12 protein-coding genes are annotated in these 19,642 nt (G+C 38.3%); 3 read left to right on the forward strand and 9 right to left on the reverse strand.

Going from position 1 to position 19,642, the window contains the following annotated elements; all coding sequences use genetic code 11:
- Window positions 1-26: 26 nt before the first annotated feature.
- Window positions 27-2,609: a preprotein translocase subunit SecA gene (secA, locus tag EPR_RS05530; protein ID WP_234697088.1), complete on the reverse strand. Its 2,583-nt coding sequence runs from the start codon at window positions 2,607-2,609 to the stop codon at window positions 27-29.
- Between the two features lie 112 nt (window positions 2,610-2,721).
- On the opposite strand from secA, the gene lolA reads away from it, so the two are divergent.
- Window positions 2,722-3,237: a LolA-like outer membrane lipoprotein chaperone gene (gene lolA, locus EPR_RS05535; protein WP_200762261.1), complete on the forward strand. Its 516-nt coding sequence runs from the start codon at window positions 2,722-2,724 to the stop codon at window positions 3,235-3,237.
- A gap of 25 nt (window positions 3,238-3,262) precedes the next feature.
- Here lolA and acnB read toward each other — a convergent pair whose 3' ends face one another.
- From acnB to EPR_RS05550, 3 genes are all read right to left on the reverse strand, one after another.
- A complete protein-coding gene (gene acnB / locus EPR_RS05540) occupies window positions 3,263-5,842 on the reverse strand; it encodes a bifunctional aconitate hydratase 2/2-methylisocitrate dehydratase (RefSeq protein WP_200762262.1) in 2,580 nt (859 codons plus the stop codon).
- Window positions 5,843-5,987: 145 nt separating this feature from the next.
- The gene (locus EPR_RS05545) at window positions 5,988-7,247 is read right to left on the reverse strand and encodes an MgtC/SapB family protein (protein WP_200762263.1); all 1,260 of its coding nucleotides are present in this window, start codon (window positions 7,245-7,247) and stop codon (window positions 5,988-5,990) included.
- A gap of 65 nt (window positions 7,248-7,312) precedes the next feature.
- Window positions 7,313-9,454, reverse strand: a complete 2,142-nt coding sequence (locus EPR_RS05550; protein ID WP_420827472.1) for a DNA translocase FtsK — start codon at window positions 9,452-9,454, stop codon at window positions 7,313-7,315.
- A 366-nt stretch (window positions 9,455-9,820) separates the two neighbouring features.
- On the opposite strand from EPR_RS05550, the gene EPR_RS05555 reads away from it, so the two are divergent.
- On the forward strand, window positions 9,821-12,505 hold the full coding sequence (locus EPR_RS05555; protein ID WP_200762264.1) for an EAL domain-containing protein: 2,685 nt from the start codon (window positions 9,821-9,823) through the stop codon (window positions 12,503-12,505).
- 5 nt (window positions 12,506-12,510) lie between these two features.
- Here EPR_RS05555 and EPR_RS05560 read toward each other — a convergent pair whose 3' ends face one another.
- Complete coding sequence (locus tag EPR_RS05560) at window positions 12,511-13,371, reverse strand: universal stress protein (protein ID WP_200762265.1); 861 nt, start codon at window positions 13,369-13,371, stop codon at window positions 12,511-12,513.
- A 189-nt stretch (window positions 13,372-13,560) separates the two neighbouring features.
- Between EPR_RS05560 and EPR_RS05565 the strand changes: the two genes are divergently transcribed.
- A complete protein-coding gene (locus EPR_RS05565) occupies window positions 13,561-14,244 on the forward strand; it encodes a hypothetical protein (RefSeq protein ID WP_200762266.1) in 684 nt (227 codons plus the stop codon).
- 24 nt (window positions 14,245-14,268) lie between these two features.
- On the opposite strand, the gene EPR_RS05570 is transcribed toward EPR_RS05565, so the two are convergent.
- The 4 genes from EPR_RS05570 to EPR_RS05585 are packed head-to-tail and all read right to left on the reverse strand — an operon-like array spanning window position 14,269 to window position 19,642.
- On the reverse strand, window positions 14,269-15,087 hold the full coding sequence (locus EPR_RS05570) for an acyl-CoA dehydratase activase (RefSeq protein WP_200762267.1): 819 nt from the start codon (window positions 15,085-15,087) through the stop codon (window positions 14,269-14,271).
- A complete protein-coding gene (locus EPR_RS05575; protein ID WP_200762268.1) occupies window positions 15,087-16,391 on the reverse strand; it encodes a double-cubane-cluster-containing anaerobic reductase in 1,305 nt (434 codons plus the stop codon). The genes EPR_RS05570 and EPR_RS05575 overlap by 1 nt, the downstream gene beginning before the upstream one ends.
- Window positions 16,375-17,346: a 4Fe-4S binding protein gene (locus EPR_RS05580; protein WP_200762269.1), complete on the reverse strand. Its 972-nt coding sequence runs from the start codon at window positions 17,344-17,346 to the stop codon at window positions 16,375-16,377. Before EPR_RS05580 ends, EPR_RS05575 begins: the two co-directional genes overlap by 17 nt.
- Entirely contained in the window at window positions 17,333-19,642 is a 2,310-nt protein-coding gene (locus EPR_RS05585) for a 4Fe-4S binding protein (RefSeq protein ID WP_200762270.1), read from the reverse strand. The genes EPR_RS05580 and EPR_RS05585 overlap by 14 nt, the downstream gene beginning before the upstream one ends.

The raw sequence follows: 19,642 nt of genomic DNA on the forward strand, positions 1-19,642 counted from the left end.
AGCCAACTTCTCACCAGCTGCACTCTTTAACTAGCCAATATACCTTTCTTAGGTCCGCTCTTGCCGCAGCAATGTTTGTATTTTTTACCGCTACCGCATGGGCAAGGTTCATTTCTGGCCGGTTTTTTCTTCTTTACGCCCGATACGGTTTTCTGTTCTTCTCCATGACTTAAAACTGCCTGGCTTTTTATCTCCTCATCCATCTTGGCAAGCTGCTCTTCCAGAGCTTTTATCTCAGCTTCTTCTTCCTCGCTTCTAAGCTGAATTGTATGAAGAGTTTTGAGTGTTTCAAATTTTATACTGTTTACAAGCTCCATAAAAAGGTTATAACTCTCTTTTTTATACTCTACCAGAGGATCTTTTTGGTTGTAACCTCTGAGTCCGATTCCTGTCTTTAAAATATCCATCTGATAAAGATGATCTCTCCAGGCACTGTCAAGAACCTGAAGATATAGTATCCTCTCTATCTCACGTCTCTGTTTTTCATCTACTACGGACATCTTTTTATCGTACTCTTCGGTAAGTTTTTTTAGTATATACTCTTTGATATCTTCATAATCTTTATCTTTTAGTTCATCCTGAGAAAAAATAGAGTGCATCTCTTCTCTGAGTATAGAGATCACTTTTTCAAGATTGTAGTCCTCTTTTGGCATTCCCGGGAATATCTCGCATCTTGCGAGAAGATTTTCTACATACTCCTCTCTGTTGGCTCTGATTTTACTGTCGATATCAAACTCTGGGTTTAAAAGCTCCTGTCTAAAAGTGTATATAGTCTTTCTCTGTTCATTTGCCACATCGTCATATTCAAGTATATGTTTTCTCGATTCAAAATGGAGATTTTCCACTTTTTTCTGAGCTTTTTCAACGGCTCTTGTCACCATTTTGGATTCGATATGTTCACCCTCTTCGATTCCAAGCCTGTTCATAATGTTTTTTATCCTGTCACCGCCGAATATCCTGAGCAAGTTGTCTTCAAGGCTCAGGAAAAACTGACTGGCACCTGGATCTCCCTGTCTTCCGGCACGGCCCCTTAGCTGATTGTCTATCCTTCTGGATTCATGTCTCTCGGTTCCCAGTATAAAAAGACCGCCAAGAGCTTTTACTTCCTCATCTATTTTTATATCTACACCGCGTCCCGCCATGTTTGTTGCAACGGTCACAGCTCCTTTTTTACCGGCATTTTTAATGATCTCTGCCTCTTTTTCATGCTGTTTTGCATTAAGAACAGAATGAGGAATCTTCTCTTTTTTTAGAAGTTTGTGAAGCAGTTCGTTTTTTTCTATAGAAGTTGTTCCAACAAGAACAGGCTGCCCTTTCTTGTGAAGTTCTTTTATCTTCCTAACTACCGCTTCATATTTCTCTTTTTCCGTTTTATATATAAGATCATCCATATCTTTTCTGATAACAGGTCTGTTTGTAGGGATAGATATAACATCAAGGTTGTATATCTGAGCAAATTCTGTAGCTTCAGTCTGAGCGGTACCCGTCATACCGGCAAGTTTTTTGTAAAGCCTGAAATAGTTCTGGAATGTAATATCGGCTAGTGTCTGGGACTCCTCTTTTATCTCCACACCCTCTTTTGCCTCGAGAGCCTGATGAAGTCCTTCGCTGAAACGTCTTCCTTCACTGAGTCTTCCGGTAAATTCGTCAACTATGACGATTTCACCGTCTTTTACCACATAATCAACATCTTTCTGAAATAGATAGTTTGCTTTAAGAGCCTGATCAAGATGGTGCGCAAGTATTGCATTTTCAAGTTTGTACAAATTGTCTACACCAAAAAGTTTCTCGGCTTTTTCTATACCTTTTTCGGTAATCATAATTACCCGGTTTTTTTCATCAACTGTAAAATCCTCATCTTTTATCAACTGTTTGGCAACTTCATTGGCTTTTATATAGTTATCCAGTTTTCTGTTTGTAGGACCTGAAATTACCAGAGGTGTTCTCGCTTCATCTATAAGTATAGAGTCCACTTCATCTACTATCGCATAGTTGTGTCCTCTTTGCACGATCTCTTCGAGAGAATATTTCATATTGTCTCTTAGATAGTCAAATCCGAACTCATTATTGGTACCGTATGTGATATCTGCCGCATACTGCTTCTTTCTTTCAAAATCATCATGAATATCACTTGTAACAACACCTACGCTATATCCTAAAAAGTTATAAAGTTTTCCCATATCATGAGCGTCACGCCTGGCAAGATAGTCGTTGACCGTTACCACATGAACACCCTTACCAGTCATAGCATTCAGCACAACAGCCAGAGTTGCAACAAGTGTTTTACCCTCCCCTGTTTTCATCTCTGCTATCTTCCCTTCATGAAGGACCATACCTCCAATCAGCTGCACATCGTAATGCCTCATACCGAGAACTCTTTTGCTCGCCTCTCTCGTAATTGCAAAAGAGTCTTTTAAAACATCATCCATTTTGGCTTCGCCGTTTTTTACCTTTTCTCTCAATTCAGAAAAAGCCTGTTTTAACTCTTCATCCGTCAGTTTTTCATATTTTGGTTCCAGGGCGTTGATCTGATTTACAACTTTTTGGTATCTTTTTAGCTCTCTTTCGTTTTTCGTACCGAAAACTTTTTGCAAAACGCCTTTGATCATAAAATTCCTTTGACTATGTAAATACTGGATGAGATTTTATCACAATTTTAATCCATCTTTAATAAAATTCATTTATGATTTGAATTATCTAAACAATTATAAAGGCAAAAATATGAAATATTTTCTATTTATTATACTCTTTGCGAATTTTCTCTTCGCTTCACTTAATATTTTTACTTTCAAAAGCGACTTTTCTCAAAAGGTAAAAGATGAAAGCGGAAAAATAATAGAATATAAAGGAAAACTCTATTTCAAAAAACCTATGAAAGTTCTATGGATATACAAACAGCCTCTGAAAAAAGAGATTTATATACTTAGAAATGAAGTTGTAATTATAGAACCGGAACTGGAACAGGTTACAATAAGCAGACTCAGAGAAGCTATCAATATTATAGAGATTTTACAAAACGCCAAGAAAATCGACAAAAACAGATATCAAGCCAGTTATAATGAACAGAAATTTGAAATCTTTACCGATGAGAGCGGCAATCTTAAAAAAATAGAGTTTGAAGACAAGCTGGGAAACAGTGTTGAAATAGTCTTCTTAAATCCCAAAAAAAACATTGATATAGATGAAAAAATTTTCGAATACAGAATCGATCCGACGTTTGATGTGATATATCAATAATCTCCCGCGAATGCGGGAGATTATATTATAGATATTTGTGAATCATTTCATCAAGAAGCTCTTTTTCAAGCTCATTGAAATTAAGGTATGAATAGACCTCTTCTTCTTTGCCTGCAAGCTTTTTCGGAACAATATCAAGATACTCTTCTTTAGTCGGTATCCTTCCAAGCATAGCCGTAACAGCAGCAAGCTCTGCACTTCCTAGATAGACTTTTGCACCGGTTCCAAGTCTGTTGTCAAAGTTTCTTGTAGAAGTAGAGAAGACTATTGCACCGTCTCTCACTCTTGCCTGGTTACCCATACAGAGGCTACATCCTGGCAACTCCATTCTCGCTCCTGCAGCCGCAAAAACAGAGTAATACCCCTCTTCTCTGAGTTTCTCTTCATCCATTTTTGTAGGAGGTGCTATCCAGAGTCTTGTTGGAACCTGTCCTTCTCCTTTAAGAACTTCGGCAAGCGCTCTGTAGTGACCGATATTTGTCATACAGCTACCTACAAACACTTCATCGATTTTATGCGGTCTGTTAGGATCGGCAAGCACCTCACTAAGTGTTGCAACATCATCCGGATCATTCGGACACGCAACTATAGGTTCTGTAATTTCATTTAGATCTATCTCAATAACCGCAGCATATTCCGCATTTTCATCCGGCTCAAGAAGTACAGGATTTTCAAGCCACTGTTCCATCTTCTCTTTTCTTCTTTGAAGTGTTCTTTTATCTTCATATCCGGCTTCTATCATCTTTTCTATAAGCGTAATGTTCGATTTGAGATATTCAATAACAGGCTCTTTGTCAAGTCTTACGGTACATGCCGCCGCACTTCTTTCCGCAGACGCATCGGAGAGCTCAAATGCCTGCTCACATTTTAGAAAAGGCAGCCCTTCTATCTCTAAAACACGTCCAGCAAATATATTTTTCTTCCCTTTTTTCTCAACAGTCAAAAGTCCCTGTTTAATAGCAAAATATGGAATTGCGTTAACAAGGTCTCTAAGGGTAATTCCGGGCTGAAGTTCTCCTTTGAATTTTACAAGAACAGATTCAGGCATATTAAGAGGCATCGTTCCTGTAACCGCAGCGAAGGCAACAAGTCCGGACCCTGCAGGGAAAGAGATACCTATAGGAAATCTAGTATGAGAATCGGCACCGGTACCTACAGTATCAGGCAAAACAAATCTGTTTAACCATGAGTGTATAACCCCGTCACCCGGTTTCAAACTCACACCGCCTCTTGAAGTTATGAATTCCGGTAAAGTATGTTGAAGTTTTATATCGGCAGGTTTTGGATAAGCTGCTGTGTGACAAAAAGACTGCAGAACGAAGTCTGCACCGAAACTCAATGCCGCAAGCTCTTTTATCTCGTCTCTTGTCATAGCCCCTGTAGTGTCTTGGCTACCGACAGTCAGAGTTTCAGGCTCTATATACATACCTGGTCTAACACCTTCCATACCGCATGCACGTCCTACCATTTTCTGTGCAAGAGTATAGCCTACACCCTCTTTTCCTTCTGGCTGTTCAGGTCTTGCAAAAATGTTTTCTTCAGGAAGTCCCAAAGCGGCTCTGGCTTTTCTTGTTAAACCTCTTCCTATAATAAGAGGTATTCTACCGCCTGCTCTATACTCATCCGGCAGTGTATTCGGTTTTAACTTAAACTCGCTTACAACTTCACCGTTTTTAACAATTTTACCCTCATACGGATAAATTTCTATCACATCTCCTGTTTCAAGATTTTCAACAGGAGCTTCTATAGGAAGCGCTCCGCTGTCTTCTGCAGTATTGAAGAAAATAGGAGCTATGATACCACCTATGATAACCCCGCCCGTTCTTTTATTCGGAACGTGAGGAATATCTTCGCCTATCCACCACTGAACAGAGTTGATTCCGGATTTTCTGGAACTTCCTGTTCCCACTACATCACCAACAAATGCAACAGGATGTCCTTTTTTCTTCAACTCTTCGATGGTTTGCTGAGCATCCGGCATTTTAGCTTTTAGCATACTCTGAGCATGCAGTGGTATATCGCTTCTTGTAAAAGCTTCACTTGCAGGAGAAAGATCGTCTGTGTTTGTCTCTCCCGGAACTTTGAAAACCGTTACTACAAGTTTTTCAGGAAGCGGTTCTCTGTTCAGGAACCATTCGGCATTTGCCCAGGACTCTAAAACCTCTTTGGCAAACTTGTTTGATTTTGCAAGTTCAACAACATCATTAAATGCATCATAAACAAGTAAGATATTTTTAAGCATATTCGCAGCCGTCTGTGCTACTTCCTCATCTTTATGGTTCAAAGCGTCAATAAGAGGTTTTACGTTAAAACCTCCAAGCATAGTACCCAAAATCTCTACTGCACGCTTCGGGCTTATCGCAGCCGATTCGGCTTTGCCCTGAACAATATCATTCAAAAATGCAGCTTTTACATACGCAGCATCATCAACGCCGGGCGGTACTCTGTTTAAAAGAAGATCCATCAACAACTCTTCTTCTATAATTGGTATCTGCTTTAAAAGTTCAATCACTTCTGCTACCTGCTCGGCATTCAAAGGAAGTGGCGGAACTCCCAGCTTTTTTCTCTCTTCCACATGTTTTTTATACTCTTCTATAAATCCCATTTAAACTCCTTATGAGGTTTTGTTACTGCAAAAAGCTACAGTAACCGATATATGAATTTTATCAAAAGAGCCCTTTGCATACACAAAACAGTTACTTTAAGTAACGGTAAATTTAGCTTATGTGTAATAAGGTTACATAAATGTTTCAAAAGAAATTGTTTAAAAAAAGTAATAGAACCAAAACGGCAAGAGATAATATATAAAATCCGGCCATATATAGCCCAAGTTTTCTGCCTCCAAGAAAGTAGACTATAAAGAGCTTTGTCAAAGAGTTTGAAACTGATGCTAGTATGATTCCCAGTGATGCGGCATACTCCGTCAGGTTTTCAGATCTGCTCATACTTGCAAGAGAAAGTGTTATAGCATCCACATCTGTCAAACCGGATATAACAGATAGTGCATAAATACCTGTTTCGCCAAATTTTTCATAAACAACATGTATAGCCCCGAAAACTATGCCGAATAAAACACCTACTTTTACGGCCTCTTTGAGTTCAAGCGGATTTTTAAATCCAAAATCGGCAGGAACAGTGACAACGGAGCTGCTCTTTTTATATACAACAAAAAGATAGATATACCCCGCTATTGTAGCTCCAATAAAAGGCATCAATACATGTTTTAAAAGAGCCTCATTTACAAAAAGAACTTCGATTACTACTCTAAAAAACATTGTACTTGACGCAAGACCTATGGCAACAGTAAGATACTTTAAGATATTTTCGTCAGCTACTGCTTTCTTTGAAAGTGTTATTGCTACAGCTGTTGAGGATACAATGCCGCCGAAAAATCCTGTAACCAGCAATCCTTTTTGCAAACCGATACTTTTAACACTTATATATCCGGCAAAAGATATCCCCACAATCAAAACAACCATAAGCCAGATTTTATACAGATTTATTACACCGAACGGATCAACAGGTCTGTTTGGCAAAACCGGCAAAACAACGAAGGTCATTATAAAAAACAGAACGGCAGCATCTATATCTTTTCTGCTTATTCGCCCTTTTACTACTCTTACTCTGGCTTTCAGTTCCAGAAGAAAAAGAAGTAAAATTCCTGCAAAAACACCCATCTCATAATTTTTAAAATAGATAAGTGCTGCTATTAGGAAAGTAGCCACTGCTGCAAATTCGGTAGTTGTACCAATATCTTTTGTAATTTTTATATTTTTTATATACCCCAAAGCAAGAAATATGACAAATCCGAAAAGAAGAAGAGGCATAAGCCACTGGGAGTATTGAGTCAGATAGGCACTAAGATATCCTATCAAAGCGATTATTGCAAAAGTTCTGGCTCCTGCAAATTCCTGCGACTTTTCGTGATATACCTGTACTTCCCTTTGAAGACCGATCATAAATCCAAGAAGAACAGAAATGCTCAGACCTTTTGCAAACTCCAGTTCCATGGCGATTTTTCAGGGCTCCCGTTAATCAAAATTTCTCTTCTGCCCTATTATACCACCAATACCCATCAAACAAGAATATCTCTGTTTCCTTTGGCATTTGGAGGAGAAAGAACGCCGATCTGTTCAAGCTGTTCGACTATTCTAGCAGCTCTGTTGTAGCCTATTTGCAGTCTTCTTTGCAGATAGCTTATAGATGTTTTTCTCTCTTTTAGTACTATATCTCTCGCCTCTTCAAAAAGCTCGTCAAGCTCTTCGCCACCTGCACCTTCAACAGAACCTGATGTACTGTTCTCTTCTAATAGAAATTTTTCATCATATTCTGGTGCTTTTTGGGATTTTAGAAATTCTACGACCTTTTCAACTTCATTTTCACTAATCCAAGGGGCATGAAGCCTGATAAGGCCTGTGGCTCCCGGAGGCGTAAAGAGCATATCTCCGCGTCCAAGCAGACTTTCGGCTCCGATACTGTCAAGGATAACTTTCGAGTCGATTTTCTGTCCGACTTTGAAACTTATTCTCGAAGGAAGATTTGCTTTGATAAGCCCGGTAACAACATCAACACTTGGCCTCTGAGTAGCAACTATGAGATGTATTCCCGCAGCTCTTGCCATCTGGGCAAGTCTTGCAATGGAGAATTCCACCTCTTTTCCGCTGGTCATCATCAAATCTGCCAGCTCATCAATAGTTACAATTATATACGGAAGTATGGGCATCCCCTCTTTTTTTGCCTTTTTGTTATACCCTTCTATATTTTTCGTCTTTGTCTGGCTCATCATATGGTATCGCCTCTCCATTTCCGATACCATATTGTTAAGTGCAACAACTGCCTGCTTCGACTTAGTAATCACTGGTGTTAATAGATGCGGAATATCGTTATATATGGAAAACTCCAGCATTTTCGGATCTATCATCAGTAGTCTCAGATTCTCGGGTGAATTTCTATAAAGAAGACTGACAATTATAGAGTTTATCCCTACACTCTTTCCGCTTCCGGTAGTTCCAGCTATAAGCAGATGCGGGAGTTTTTTCAGGTCAGTTACAAACGGTTTGCCCACTATATCTTTACCAAGAGCAATAGTAAGAGGTGAAGCCGCTTTTGCAAAAAGTTCGTCTTCTAGTATCTCTCTTAAATATATGGTTTCAAATTTCTTGTTCGGTATCTCTATACCGACCACATCTTTGCCGGGTACCGGAGCCTGTATCCTGATAGTCTGGGCTTTTAGAGCCATTGCAAGGTCATCTTGGAGATTTAATATTTTGGATACTTTTATATGTGGTGCAGGCTTGAACTCAAAAGTCGTTACTACGGGACCGGTGTATGTTCTGACCACATCTCCTTCTATTTTAAACTTCTGGAGTTTTTCGATAAGCTCTTTTATCTTTTCATCAATTTCCGATTCATTTATTTCATTTTTTCTTTTTGGAGGTCTCTGCAGCAAGGAAGTTGAGGGAAGTCTGAAATCTTTAGGTTTTTCAAGTTCACCTTTTTCTATGGTTTCCAAAAGCTTTTTATTCTCTTCCAACTCATCCACTATTTCTGTTATAAGCGACCTTTTTTGCTCTTTTTTTGATGATTCGTCAAGCGTAACAGGTTCGTCGAGATTTTGATTCTCCTGAGCTTTTTCAGTTTCTTTTGTCTCCATTCGGGTGCTATGCAAATTTTCCGGGGCAACACTTTCTTGCGGGATTCTTACACTTTCTTCATATGACAAAACCTCTTTAGCAGGCAAAGAAGTTTTCTCTTTTTTTACTTTTTTAGATGGTCTTAAAAGTAAAGGATTGCTTTTTGAAAATTTATCTTTAAAAAACTCTTCAAGCCTCTTATCGAAAAAGATTGCCAGTGAGATAATGAAAGTCACAAGCCAAAATATCCATACTCCCGCACTTCCCAGATACGGTTTTAAAAAAACAACCACACTGCTGCCGATTTTCCCGGCAAACTCACCGTCTACAAGAAGTGCCTGTAAAATCAGAAGAGAAAGCAGAAGCAGCATAGATGAAAGGGCGGTCTCAAATACCTCTTTCACTTCTTTGGAGTTTGAATATATTTTATAAAGAGGCAGCAACAGGGCAAAAAGATATACAAAAGAGATATATCCGAAATATTCTCTGTTTACACGGGCAAATTCATATCCTACACTGCCTATATATTCGGGATTGTAAATAATCGTTGAAAGGCCAAGATATATAAAGACTGCAGCCAGTATAATAAATACGATATCTTTTAAAATGGGACACCTCTTAAAAATATTGCGCTCTGCATTTTTGATAAGTTAATTTTAACATATTTAAAATCAAGAAAGATTTCAGTCGTGTAATTTCAGATTATTCTTAAATTGAATCCTCATATTATCTTTTTAGACTGAAAAAACTGTATTCTCTTTATCATAACAATAAATAAAAATTGTTATAAAGATTGCAAATATATAATTTATAGACATAGTTTATAGAATAAGGAATATTAAGACTCAATATTTAAATTTTTTAAAATACTAAAACGCTACAATTTTCTAATAATCATTAGTTTAAACCTATAATTTTACGGTTTAAATCTCCAGGGAGACGTTGTGATTATGAAAGAGTTGAAAATCGACAGTGCAGAGATACAGAGACGACTTGAAGCATTACATATCGGAGAAAAGGAAAAAGATCTTTTAAAAGAGATTTTTTCAGTATATGACAAAATTAGAGATAAAGTAAAATACTCATTTTTAGACACACTCAAATTGATGATATCTTCTAAAACTTACGATCGTATAAAAAAAGAGCTAAATGTTAAACAAGAAGATTATTTTGCTCGTATGCTCAAAGGTCCATACGATATAGAATACGCCAAAAGCCGTGTGGAAATCGGATATATATTTTATCATGCAGATATAAAACCAAAATGTTATATAGCTGCATTCGCCGAATATTACAGTACGCTTGTTTCGGCAATAGAGCCATATTTTAAAGGTCGCATGGGTGCGGTAACGGCTGTTTTGAACAAAATGCTTCTGTTAGATACAAATCTTTTTATGGAAACATATTTTCATGAAGACAAAAAAAGATTCGAAAAACTTTATCGCAAATACAGTACCGTTATTGATGCTATGCGTGACGGCGTTGTCGTTATAGACGCTGATACTTTCAAAATAGTTGAAGTTAATCACCGAATAGAAGAGTTTACCGCTAGAAAGCGTAAAAATCTGATAGGAAAAGATATATTTACACTTCATCCGGCCGAATTTCAAAAAATTATTAAAACATCCCTTGAAAAAGCTAAAAAAGAGCGGTATGGACTGATTCCGGAACTATATATTGTCAATCAAGAAAGTGGCGAATATCAACCGGTTGAAGTAACTTACGCAAAGTTTGAACTAGATGATGAAAACTATATAGTTAAAATAGTGCGAGATATAAAAGATCGTCTATCCATACAGAAAAAGCTCTCCCGTTTAAATCGATTATATCGTGTTTTAAGCGCTGTTAACGAACAGATAATCCGTTCTACCAAAAAAGATGAGCTCTATCAGGCAATATGTCGCATAATAGTCGAAGAGGGAGGATTTAAATTTGCCTGGCTTGCGGAGATAGAAGATGAAGAGTTTATCAATCCTGTTGCCTACTCAAAAATGGCTTTTTTTTATGAAGAGAGCGGAACTGAGAGTGAATTGTCCGAAGAAGAAAACATTAAAGAGATTATTGAAAAGCTCAAAACTAAAGGCTATGATACAAAAACACAAACAGGAAACGGTAAATTCGTCCATGAAAAGCTGACTATACCTATATGGCATGAAAAAGAACAGGTTGGAATTCCTCTCTATAAGGGTACAGAAATTCGCGCTATCCTCAAAATCTATTCAAATGAAGTGGACTCCTTCGGTAATGAAGAGATACACCTGTTTAAAGAGATAGCCGATGATATATCTTATGCAATTACAACAATAGAAAATAGAAAACATTTAGAATTTCTTACAAATTTCGATCTTTTAACCCGCTTGCCAAACCGCCATTTTTATGAAGAGAGACTTGAAACTGCAGTCTATAGCGCAAATTTTCAAAAAGAGGTATTTGCAGTAGTATTAATTGATATCGATCAGTTTAAACTGATAAACGACACTTACGGCTACGGTTTTGGCGACAAAGTTATTTTAAAAGTTGCGGAACATCTAAAACAGATTATCCGTCCACAAGATATTCTTTCACGTTACGGTAGCGATGAGTTTGCACTTATCTTTTTCAATATAAAAAACAAAGAGGAGATAATCCGTTTTATCAAAAAAATCAACAAACTATCATCAACCCCTATTGAAATAAACGGTGAAGAACTTTTTATAACTTTAAGCATCGGCGTCTCGCTTTTTCCCAAAGATGCACATAATGCCGATGATCTAAGAACAATAGCCGAAACTGCACTCAATGCAGCCAAAAATCATGGCGGAAATACTTATATCTTCTATTCCGAAGAGATGAATACAATGGCACAATCTAAAATAAGATTTCAAAATGAGTTGAAAAAGGCTATCAAAAACCGTGAATTTGAACTATTTTATCAGCCTCAAATCGATCTGGTAAAAATGAAAATTTGCTGTGCAGAGGCATTAATAAGATGGAGACATCCAAAAAAAGGTCTAGTGAGTCCTGCTCAGTTTATTCCGATTCTAGAAGAGTCCTATCTAATAGAAGAGATAGGTCTTTGGGTAATAGAGGAGGCGTGTAGACAAATTCTTGTTTGGCAAAAACAAAAACTTGAAATTCCTATCGCAGTTTCAATAAATATTTCTGCCAAGCAGATTTCCAGAAATAACAATTTCTTTTCAGACTTGATAGAAATAGTTGCAAAAAACAGAATCAATCCAAAACTTTTACACGTTGAAATAACAGAGTCACTAATTATGGAGAATATAGATAAGGTTGAAAAAGGTCTTCAACTTTTAAAAGAATACGGAATAAAATCCGCCATTGACGATTTCGGTACAGGTTATTCGTCACTCTATTATCTCAAAAAACTGCCCGTACATGCACTTAAGATTGATCAAACTTTTATCAAACATCTCCCTACAGATGAAGATGATACAAGCATAACTAAAGCGATAATATCGCTCTCCAAAAGTCTGGGAAAGAAAACCATAGCAGAAGGAGTGGAAACAAAAGAACAGTTTGATTTTTTAAAAGAGATAAACTGCGATATAGCGCAAGGATATTTTTTTTCCAGACCTCTGCCTGCAAAACAGTTCGAGGAGTTTTATAAAGAGTACAACAACTCAATAAAATAGACCGGTTATGAAACATATACCAAAACATCTGTAGGTGATTCTCGCATTATATAAAGCGCCATACTGCCTAAAAGTTTATTTATACCCGCCGTCCCTTTTGAACCTATTACCGTAAGATCATTACCGCATTTGGTTATATAATCTATAAGCACCTTCTTTGGGGTATTGTTTCCGTCAATCACTTCTCCTTGTTCCAAGCCAACCTCTTTTAAAAACTTTTCCATCTCATTTTTTGCATAATGTGCCACCAGTTTGTTGTACTCTTCAATCTCTTTGTCTTTTAGAGAGTAAAAGTGCAAAGCTATCTCACTTAATGTCTCATAAACATGAAGGAGTTTTATATCGGCATCAGGAAAAATCTCTTTGGCAAACAGTATACTTTTTTTTGATTCCTCTTCAAAATCAGTCGGTGCAAGAATATTTTTATATTTTTTATCAGCGTTATTTTTCACAATTAAAACAGGAAGCCTGCTTTTGTGAACAACCTTTTGCACAGTGCTTCCTATTATATTTTTTGAAACTTTATACTCCCTGTTAGTTCCCATAATAATCATATCTGCACTCTCCTGCACTGCTGCATGCAGTATCACCTCATCCGGATTGCCCTCTTCTACTACAATGGCAGATGTGATTTCGGCACTATTTTCAAGTTTTTCCAGTCTCTCTTCAACTTCTTGTTTCAGAATCTCTTTGTTGAGTATCTCTTTATTCTCAAATATCGGCAATTCCAACCAGGGAACTTTAACTGCACATACAATATACAGAACAGCTCCATTACTTTTTGCGATCATGAGAGCCCTTTTTAATATATCTTCATAATCCGAAAAGGGATCTATTCCTACAAGCACTCTTTTTAAAGCTCTCATCTCTTCTCCTTTAATTTATATAACACAATAATAAAATATTTTAGCATATAAATAGCAACTACTAAACAATAATAATTGATCTTAAACAAATTTTTTTGTTTTCTTTACATTATAATTTTTTCTTAAGTAAACTGCTCCTATAATCTTGTAATAAAAGTGTGACAAACCAAATATTTTTAAAGGATTACCATGAGAAAAAAACTAATATCTATAGCATTAATTGCCGCTACAGCCAATCTTGCTGTAGCCGAAGAGTGGTTGACAAAAGATACTTCTGTCGGTATACAGGCCGGCACTATGGGAGTGGTACTCGACTATCAAAAGAAAGTGGGCGAAAAGATTTCAGTTAAATTGAGTGCAGGCGGATTTAAATACGACTACTCCACAACCGTTGACAATGTAGATTATGATGTCGATTTAAGACTTCTGGGAGTCGGATTAACACTCGATTATCATCCCTTTTCAGGAGGTTTTTACTTAAGTGGGGGCGGATATTATAATGGTAACAAATTCAAATTTGACGCTACGCCAAGTGCAGGAACATACACCTTTAACGGAAATACATACAACGCTTCAGATATTGGTTACGTAAACGGAGAAAGCGACCTAAACAAATTCGCTCCTTATATAGGGATAGGGTATGATAGCTCTTTATTTAAAGAGGGAAATATATTTTTTACGGCAAAAGCAGGCGCTATGTATCAGGGCAAACCAAAAGTCAATCTAACCGCAGTCTGCGGACCGGGACTCACCTCGGCAGAGTGTGCACAGCTTCAATATGACGTGAGTGTTGAAGAATCCAGGCTTAACGACGATATAGAAGATTACAGATGGTGGCCTGTTCTCTCTGTGGGACTTGCATATAGATTTTAAAAACAGCACCTGTTCGGTGCTGTTTCAAACTGCATCTGCATTTTTCAACTCATATTCCCAAGCCTCTTTCGCAAGCAGTGCGGCACCTAAAGCAGTGGTTATCTGAGGATAACGTGGAATAGCAAGCTCACGCCCAAGCTCATCTTCTATGGCAGAAACCAGCCCTTTGTTTAAAGCGGGACCTCCGTCAAAATAGATAACTTCATTCAGCCCCACCCGTTTTGCCAGACGTATGATTCTTTTCGCAATAGAGAAATGGATACCGGCAACAATATCTTCTTTTGTATGTTCATTTCCCAAAAGTCCTATTATTTCCGACTCTGCAAATACAGCACATGTACTGTTTATGGAGAGTGGTGTCCCGATGGATCTGAAATGATAATCGCCCAACTCTTCTACATCAATTTCAAGTTTTGCAGCGGCAACATCCAAAAACTTGCCCGTTCCGGCAGCACATCTGTCGTTCATTGCAAAATTGACAACGTTTCCGTGTTCATCAAGAGCAATGGCTTTTGAGTCCTGACCGCCGATATTGATTATTGTTCTGATAGTTCCGAACTCTTCCCCGGCTTTTCTGGCACCGACTGCATTTGCGGTAATCTCGCTTATTGTCTCATCAGCTTCCTTAAAAAGTTTTCTTCCGTATCCCGTCGAAGTTATATATGCCACATCCTGGGAAGAGATTCCTATATCTTTGAGAAGCAGTTCAAAACTCTCTTTTGCATATTTGTAAAACATACTTCCGCTGCCTGATACTTTATACCCTTTTATGATCTCATTTTCATCTATTACAACTATCTTTATGGCAGTCGATCCTATATCAATTCCTGCAAAATAGACCATTATCTTTTTCTCCTTCTGACTTTCAAAGATTCTATGAATGCTTCTACTCTCGTTGAAAGTTGCCCGCCCTGCCCGGGGCTGTAGTCGGTTTCCACATAAAGCATCGGTATGTTGATTTTTTCCATCTCCTGCATAATGCTTCTTTGTTCCATCTCATATACCTGACATCCGGCAAAAGACTGATATACCACCCCGTCAACGCAATACTCTTCAATAAGCTCTCTGAGTCTTCTTTTTCTATCTTCATTTTTTGTAAATATGGGGCATGTACAACCCTTGAGATACCTATCTGCAATGGCATCAACCATATCATACATAAACCACTCGTCAACCGAAACCATATCATTTAAAAGCCTGTTTGCTGAGCAGCTCTCATCAGCCACTATTATGCCGTCAGCCTCCTCTATCATTACCGGAAGTTTGAGATTTGGGAAAATGGGAGGAGAACCGGTATACAAAATCCTGGGCGACCTTTTTCCGGCTGCATTAAAACCGCTTTGAACTCTCTTTTTGACCTCCTCGTAGACATTTTCCACCGCCTCTGTCCAGCGCTCTATCTCATCGAAGAAAAATGCATTGGTTATAAGAAACATATCTTTTCCGAGTATCGGAGATGGAGTGACTCTTCTTAGCTCATTCAGCTTATGATAAGCCATCTGGGCTCTTCCAACTTTTCTGATAGCCTCTTTCAAAGATCTCCTGCTCACTTTTCTGCCAAGCTCTTTTGAGATATCTTTTGTAAACTTTCTGACTGTCCTCCTCCAATACTCTCTGCTCTCTTCGCTCTCTTTTACTCTTGGAAACTCCATATGATACATATCGTAACTCATATCCTCTATAATGGATATAGCCTTTGTTTTCTGATCGCAAGTGGTAGGATGAACAATGATATCGAGTTTGTCAGCAGCAGGAATATCTCTGCTCTGAAGCATTCCAAGCGTAGCTTTGACCAGTGAACAGGACTTGGTGGGCATAAATTCTCCACCAAGCTGCTCGTCGGTATGAAACCCGTTACAAAGTCTCACCGGCACAGCATCCATTGCATAGATAATCTCATAGGGAACCTGTATACATAAAGTACCTACAAGCGGCTTATCGCTGTGAATCTTTTCACCTTTGCAGTAGACCCTCTCGTAAAGATCGTAAAAATATTTCATAGATTCCAAAGAGTGTGGAAAATCGTATTTCAGCTTATCCAGCATCTGGACGGCTTCCATAGCCTCATGCCTACTATGCCTTTTTTGCGGATCTTCGATCTCTCTTTTTCTTTGAACAGCAGTATTTGTTTCAATTTTTCTCATCATCTATCCCCATTCTTTTGGCAAAGCCCCCTTTTGTAGATTTGAAAATCGTCCATTTTACAATATCCACCTTCAAAGCATCCTCCTCGGGACATGCCGCAACGCATTTCATACAGAATATGCAGTCATCTCTCAAAATATTTCTGCTATCCACATCATCGGCTATATCTTTTATCTGCATATCGCAGACCCTGTAACAGTCCCCGCACCTGGTACACTTTTCACCATCTTTTTTCAGTTTCAGAAACGCAAACGGACTGAAAATATAGTGCATCGCACTCATCGGACAAAAAAAGCAGAAAAATCTCTTTTTTATAAATGAGCCCACAAAAAACAGTGCAGTAAAAACGATACCGAAAGCGGTGAGGAAAACAGCCGTTTTGGATGAAAAATCGATAGCCCACTGGCTAAAATCACCAACAAACATCGGCGTTATGATCCTTCCGGGACACATCTTGCAAAAAGCGGCTCTCCATTCCGTATCAAGAAGACCCGCACCTATCAGTAACGGAAAAATTATCACAATAACAAGAAATATATATTTTATTTTCTTCAGAGATTCAAACTGCGTTTGGCTGTATCTTCCATAAGGTATAGCCAACTTTTTTCTTATAGCGGTTATCCAGTCCTGCATAGTACCAAGGGGACATACATATCCGCACCAGGCCTTGTTGAATATGATAAACCAGAGCAAAAAGACTAGAAAACTTGTCAAAACACCTATACTTGCAGCACTGAAAAGCCTCTCCCAAGGTCTTGCCAACTGATGCTGAAGAGGCATAAAATAGCACATTCCACCTGTTTTATCATTGTAGCCGCAAGAAAAGACCGGTATCTCTCTGCCAAGGTCTATAGCCAGATATCCGCCGTAAATAAAGAGTACAAACGTAAGCAGTTGTATCCAGAACCTGAATTTGCGGATATCCGACCGATTTATGAAATATTTAATCCTGCTCATCTATTTTTACCTCTTTGAACGGCTTTTGGGTTCTGTATCTGTATACAAAAATCCCGGCACTTGCTGCGATTAGAATTATGATAGCTGTCAAAAGCCCGTAGGCATATGACTGATACTCATTTCTTGAGGGAGAATATGTACCTATATAGGTTGTCTCATACTCTTTTCCCTCTTCCTCAAAACTCGCAACTACAATAAATTTTTCCCTGAATCTTTTATTGTATTTTTCCCAATCGGGGTAGTAATCTTTTATGAGTTTGAACTTCGCTATACCGTTTTCGTCACTCTTTTGGCTTTTTTGCCAGCCAAACTGCGTCACGAGTACCACTTTGGCCCCTTCAAGCGGTCTGCCATCTTTCAAAACCATGAATTTCACCTCTTCGCCGGTATGAAGTCTGGAATAAAAAGTTTCATTTTCTGGGCGCAGCCTCAAAATATCAAAGGGAACCTCTTTTATCGTTTTTGCCGCCATCTTTTTCTTGTCGTAAACCGCGTGTGAGCTGTGATCGAATCTTTTAAATTCGTATTTGGCTACTTTTATATACTCTTTTCGAGGAGTTTTTATATCCTGCAGATAATAGACGCTGTAGTAACCGCTTTTAGGCATTTCAAAACTGACACTTATGCATCCTCTTTTTTTCGGCTCCACCTCTTTTACGACACCTTCGGTATCTACAGTATAGAAAGTCCCTTTAGGATTGATTACGCATTTTGGCTTGCCAAGCTCACCTGTAACAAGCCAGACTCTTCTTTTGGGAACCGCGTTTGGAACACGTCTGCCCATCATACCCATTCTTCTGCTACCGGGCAGTCTGTCTTTAAACCAGACGCTCTGCTCGGGTAAAACGGCCACTTTCTCAATGTTTTTGGAGTTTTTCTTCATCATCATTGCCGCACTGCCCGTGTGATGACCGCGCGGCTTTCTGCCATATGTCTCTATAACATAGTCTCTGTATAGATTTACACCCACAAAGAAGATTATAAGAAGTGCCGCGAAAGGATATGCAATGACTTTTCTGACTTTGTCTGTTTCAATAAAAGCCATTCTTTTATAAAGTATAAAAAGAGCCCAAAAAACAGCAATCCATCTAAACAGATGAAAAATCTGCAGCCATCTATCTCCTCTTTTCGCCAAAGGCTCCACATCTACATCGAACCCAAATCCCCAAGCAAGCCCTTCAACTATTCTTTCATAATTGCCTGTAAAGAAAAACTCAAGAGCATGACCCATGGAAGCAAAGATAAAAAGAGGCGCAAATGCGTATCCCAGTGTATAAAAGACACTGCCGAAATCTTTTTTCACTATTTTGGAGGCTATCCACATACCGATCACTGCTGCTGCGATGGTAAAAAGCGCAGCATATAAAAAGGCAAACATACCTGTGGCATCAAGTTTGCCAAAATCCACAAACTGTTTGAAAAATTCGGCCGTCTTTGCCCATATAAAATGATCGGAAATATTGCTTCTGCCAAGACCGTGATGAAATGCCATGGAGATAGGAATAGCTGCCAAAATAAGTATATATACCCAGACTTCAGCTTTGAGAGTTTTGAATCTGTTATAAAGAGAAAATCCCGGTTTTACAAATCTGAAATTGATAGCTTCGCAAGAATGCGTACACTCCATACAGAGAGTACAATCGCTTATAGAGTTTTTTTTGTCGAAATTGAAAGGACTCAGACCATAAGGGCAAGTTTTTGCACAATCGAACGTTTTACACGATTTGCAGGCACTCTCATACGAACCGAACCATGTAAAAGAGAGCTTGCCGAAAGCTCTGAGTGCCGTACCGATAGGACATATGTATTTGCAATAACTCATATCTTTATAGAGAAAATAGATGAAAAACGCCAAAACAGTCATTACACTAAAGAGTATCGCGCTTCCAAGAGGAGTTCTGTAGACTCCCGGAAACATGTAGTAAACTCCCCACCATCCCAAAAAAAGCAGCATAATACCGATAAATCTGTTTTCAAGCCATTTTGGCATCTTTTTTTTGAGCCCTGCTTTAGTGATATATTTTCCCAAAAAACCGTGTGGGCATATACCGCAGAATATTCTGCCGAAAGTCGGCAGAGTGGTAACTATAAAAAGAGGCCAAAAAATCCCCCAAAACACGGCAGTGGTAAAAATATTGTTTTTTGAAGAGTCTGCATATCCCATATAGATTGCGTAGAAAAAAAGCGCAGCAACAGATATACGCAAAACCAAAAGGAATTTTTGATTTTTAAATAAAAACCTTAAAATCGGCATTTTGAAGATATCGTTATTGTCGCGTTTAATAAATCTGACCAT

Source organism: Nitrosophilus alvini (genome assembly GCF_015100395.1).
Lineage (GTDB): Bacteria > Campylobacterota > Campylobacteria > Campylobacterales > Nitratiruptoraceae > Nitrosophilus > Nitrosophilus alvini.

Bases quoted from the DNA above. Each gene is read 5' to 3' on its own strand.
- EPR_RS05565 (WP_200762266.1), top strand. From the start codon at position 13,561: ATGAGAAAAAAACTAATATCTATAGCATTAATTGCCGCTACAGCCAAT.
- EPR_RS05545 (WP_200762263.1), bottom strand. From the start codon at position 7,247: ATGGAACTGGAGTTTGCAAAAGGTCTGAGCATTTCTGTTCTTCTTGGA.
- secA (WP_234697088.1), bottom strand. From the start codon at position 2,609: ATGATCAAAGGCGTTTTGCAAAAAGTTTTCGGTACGAAAAACGAAAGA.
- EPR_RS05555 (WP_200762264.1), top strand. From the start codon at position 9,821: ATGAAAGAGTTGAAAATCGACAGTGCAGAGATACAGAGACGACTTGAA.
- EPR_RS05580 (WP_200762269.1), bottom strand. From the start codon at position 17,346: ATGAGCAGGATTAAATATTTCATAAATCGGTCGGATATCCGCAAATTC.
- EPR_RS05570 (WP_200762267.1), bottom strand. From the start codon at position 15,087: ATGGTCTATTTTGCAGGAATTGATATAGGATCGACTGCCATAAAGATA.
- EPR_RS05585 (WP_200762270.1), bottom strand. From the start codon at position 19,642: ATGGTCAGATTTATTAAACGCGACAATAACGATATCTTCAAAATGCCG.
- EPR_RS05560 (WP_200762265.1), bottom strand. From the start codon at position 13,371: ATGAGAGCTTTAAAAAGAGTGCTTGTAGGAATAGATCCCTTTTCGGAT.
- EPR_RS05575 (WP_200762268.1), bottom strand. From the start codon at position 16,391: ATGATGAGAAAAATTGAAACAAATACTGCTGTTCAAAGAAAAAGAGAG.
- lolA (WP_200762261.1), top strand. From the start codon at position 2,722: ATGAAATATTTTCTATTTATTATACTCTTTGCGAATTTTCTCTTCGCT.
- acnB (WP_200762262.1), bottom strand. From the start codon at position 5,842: ATGGGATTTATAGAAGAGTATAAAAAACATGTGGAAGAGAGAAAAAAG.